2 rRNA genes are annotated in these 3,430 nt (G+C 57.6%); both read left to right on the top strand.

Annotated features, from left to right (window positions below):
- The first annotated feature begins 118 nt into the window (after nucleotides 1-118).
- Nucleotides 119-3,230: ribosomal RNA gene (locus tag D7193_RS33140) — 23S ribosomal RNA — on the top strand.
- 82 nt (nucleotides 3,231-3,312) lie between these two features.
- Nucleotides 3,313-3,429 (top strand): 5S ribosomal RNA (gene rrf / locus D7193_RS33135).
- Nucleotide 3,430: the final 1 nt, after the last annotated feature.

Raw genomic sequence — 3,430 nt, 5'->3', positions numbered from 1 at the left:
GTTGCCAGGCACGGCCTGGTGTGGCATACCGCCGGACGGTGTTCGGGTTGGTGTCATGCTGGTGGGTTGTGGGTTGGTCGTTTGTTGAGAATTGCACAGTGGACGCGAGCATCTTTGTGGTCAAGTTGTCAAGGGCGAACGGTGGATGCCTTGGCACCAGGAGCCGATGAAGGACGTGGGAGGCCGCGATAGGCCTGGGGGAGCTGTCAACCGAGCTGTGATCCCAGGGTGTCCGAATGGGGGAACCCGGCTGGAGTCATGTCCAGTCACCCGCACCTGAACACATAGGGTGTGTGGGGGGAACGCGGGGAAGTGAAACATCTCAGTACCCGTAGGAAGAGAAAACAAATAGTGATTCCGTGAGTAGTGGCGAGCGAAAGCGGATTGAGGCTAAACCGGCTGCGTGTGATACCTGTCAGGGGTTGCGTGGTCGGGGTTGTGGGACCCCGCTGAGTGTACTGACATGCACTCGAGGAGTTACAAAGCCAGTGGTTAGTCGAACAGTCTGGAAAGGCTGACCGTAGACGGTGATAGTCCGGTAGGTGAAAGCTGCTGGTCTTCTGTGGGTGTTCCCGAGTAGCGGCGGACTCCTGAAATCTGCCGTGAATCTGCCAGGACCACCTGGTAAGCCTAAATACTTCCTGGTGACCGATAGCGGACGAGTACCGTGAGGGAATGGTGAAAAGTACCCCGGGAGGGGAGTGAAATAGTACCTGAAACCGTTCGCCTACAATCCGTCGGAGCCTTTAGGGGTGACGGCGTGCCTTTTGAAGAATGAGCCTGCGAGTTAGTGGCATGTGGCGAGGTTAACCCGTGTGGGGGAGCCGTAGCGAAAGCGAGTCTGAATAGGGCGTTCGAGTCGCGTGTCCTAGACCCGAAGCGGGGTGATCTAGCCATGGGCAGGCTGAAGCGCGGGTAAGACCGCGTGGAGGGCCGAACCCACCAACGTTGAAAAGTTGGGGGATGACCTGTGGTTAGGGGTGAAAGGCCAATCAAACTCCGTGATAGCTGGTTCTCCCCGAAATGCATTTAGGTGCAGCGTCGCGTGTTTCTTGCCGGAGGTAGAGCACTGGATGGTCTAGGGGGCCCACAAGCTTACCGAAATCAGCCAAACTCCGAATGCCGGTAAGTGAGAGCGCGGCAGTGAGACTGCGGGGGATAAGCTTCGTAGTCGAGAGGGAAACAGCCCAGATCACCAGCTAAGGCCCCTAAGCGTGTGCTAAGTGGAAAAGGATGTGGGGTCGCATAGACAACCAGGAGGTTGGCTTAGAAGCAGCCACCCTTTAAAGAGTGCGTAATAGCTCACTGGTCAAGTGGTTCCGCGCCGACAATGTAGCGGGGCTCAAGCACACCGCCGAAGCTGTGGCACTCACACAATAACTTCGCGAGGTTCTTCGGAGCCTTGTGCAGGTGTGTGGGTGGGTAGGGGAGCGTCGTGCCGGGGGTGAAGCAGCCGAGTGATCGAGTTGTGGACGCGGCACGAGTGAGAATGCAGGCATGAGTAGCGAAAGAAGGGTGAGAAACCCTTCCGCCGGATGACCAAGGGTTCCAGGGCCAGGCTAATCCGCCCTGGGTGAGTCGGGACCTAAGGCGAGGCCGAGAGGCGTAGTCGATGGACAACGGGTTGATATTCCCGTACCCGCGAAGGAGCGACCCTGACGAACCTCGTTGTGCTAACCACCCGAGCTGTGGGCGGTCTTCGGACCAATCATGGGGAGCGTGGGACCCTGGCGGGTAGTAGTCAAGCGATGGGGTGACGCAGGAAGGTAGCTGAGCCCGGCCGGTGGTTGTGCCGGGGTAAGCGTGTAGGCCGTGCCGTAGGCAAATCCGCGGCGCATTGAGGCTGAGACGTGATGCCGAGCCGATTCAGGTGAAGTCAGTGATCCTATGCTGCCGAGAAAAGCCTCTAGCGAGTTCCGAGCGGCCCGTACCCCAAACCGACACAGGTGGTCAGGTAGAGAATACCGAGGCGATCGGGCGAACTGTGGTTAAGGAACTCGGCAAATTGCCCCCGTAACTTAGGGAGAAGGGGGGCCGGAGACGTGAAGCCCCGCGCGGGTGGAGCGTTGTATGGCCGCAGAGAGCAGGGGGAAGCGACTGTTTACTAAAAACACAGGTCCATGCGAAGAAGTAATTCGATGTATATGGACTGACGCCTGCCCGGTGCTGGAACGTTAAGGGGACCTGTTAGCTCTTTCGGGGGCGAAGCGGAGAACTTAAGCGCCAGTAAACGGCGGTGGTAACTATAACCATCCTAAGGTAGCGAAATTCCTTGTCGGGTAAGTTCCGACCTGCACGAATGGCGTAACGACTTCCCCACTGTCTCAACCACAGGCCCGGCGAAATTGCACTACGAGTAAAGATGCTCGTTACGCGCGGCAGGACGGAAAGACCCCGGGACCTTTACTATAGCTTGACATTGGTATCCGAATTAGCTTGTGTAGGATAGGTGGGAGCCGGTGAAGTCCATACGCCAGTATGGGTGGAGGCAATCTTGAAATACCACTCTGGTTGATTTGGGTATCTAACTTCGGACCGTTATCCGGTTCAGGGACAGTGTCTGGTGGGTAGTTTAACTGGGGCGGTTGCCTCCTAAAGGGTAACGGAGGCGCCCAAAGGTTCCCTCAGCCTGGTTGGCAATCAGGTGTTGAGTGCAAGTACACAAGGGAGCTTGACTGTGAGACTGACAGGTCGAGCAGGGACGAAAGTCGGGACTAGTGATCCGGCACTTGCGTGTGGAAGCGGTGTCGCTCAACGGATAAAAGGTACCCCGGGGATAACAGGCTGATCTTCCCCAAGAGTCCATATCGACGGGATGGTTTGGCACCTCGATGTCGGCTCGTCGCATCCTGGGGCTGTAGCAGGTCCCAAGGGTTGGGCTGTTCGCCCATTAAAGCGGTACGCGAGCTGGGTTTAGAACGTCGTGAGACAGTTCGGTCCCTATCCGCCGTGCGCGTAGGATACTTGAGAAGGGCTGTCCCTAGTACGAGAGGACCGGGACGGACGAACCTCTGGTGTGCCAGTTGTCCCGCCAGGGGCACGGCTGGTTAGCTACGTTCGGAAGGGATAACCGCTGAAAGCATCTAAGCGGGAAGCTCGCTTCAAGATGAGGTATCCCACCCACTTTGTGGGGTAAGGCCCCCAGCTAGACGACTGGGTTGATAGGCCGGAGATGTAAGCCCGGTAACGGGTTCAGTCGACCGGTACTAATAGGCCGAGGACTTGACTACTAAGCTGCTACGCGTCCACTGTGCAACTCCCGGCAAACGAACAGCAGACCCGTTTGGGTGTTGTTTGATATGTCGATAGAGTTACGGCGGTCATGGCGGAGGGGAAACGCCCGGTCACATTCCGAACCCGGAAGCTAAGCCCTCCAGCGCCGATGGTACTGCACTCGTGAGGGTGTGGGAGAGTAGGACACCGCCGGACA

The sequence above is a fragment of the Micromonospora costi genome, assembly GCF_003626655.1.
GTDB lineage: Bacteria > Actinomycetota > Actinomycetes > Mycobacteriales > Micromonosporaceae > Micromonospora > Micromonospora costi.
The sequence above is the reverse complement of the archived record's forward strand: the minus strand, read 5'-3'. Positions and strand labels throughout refer to the sequence as shown.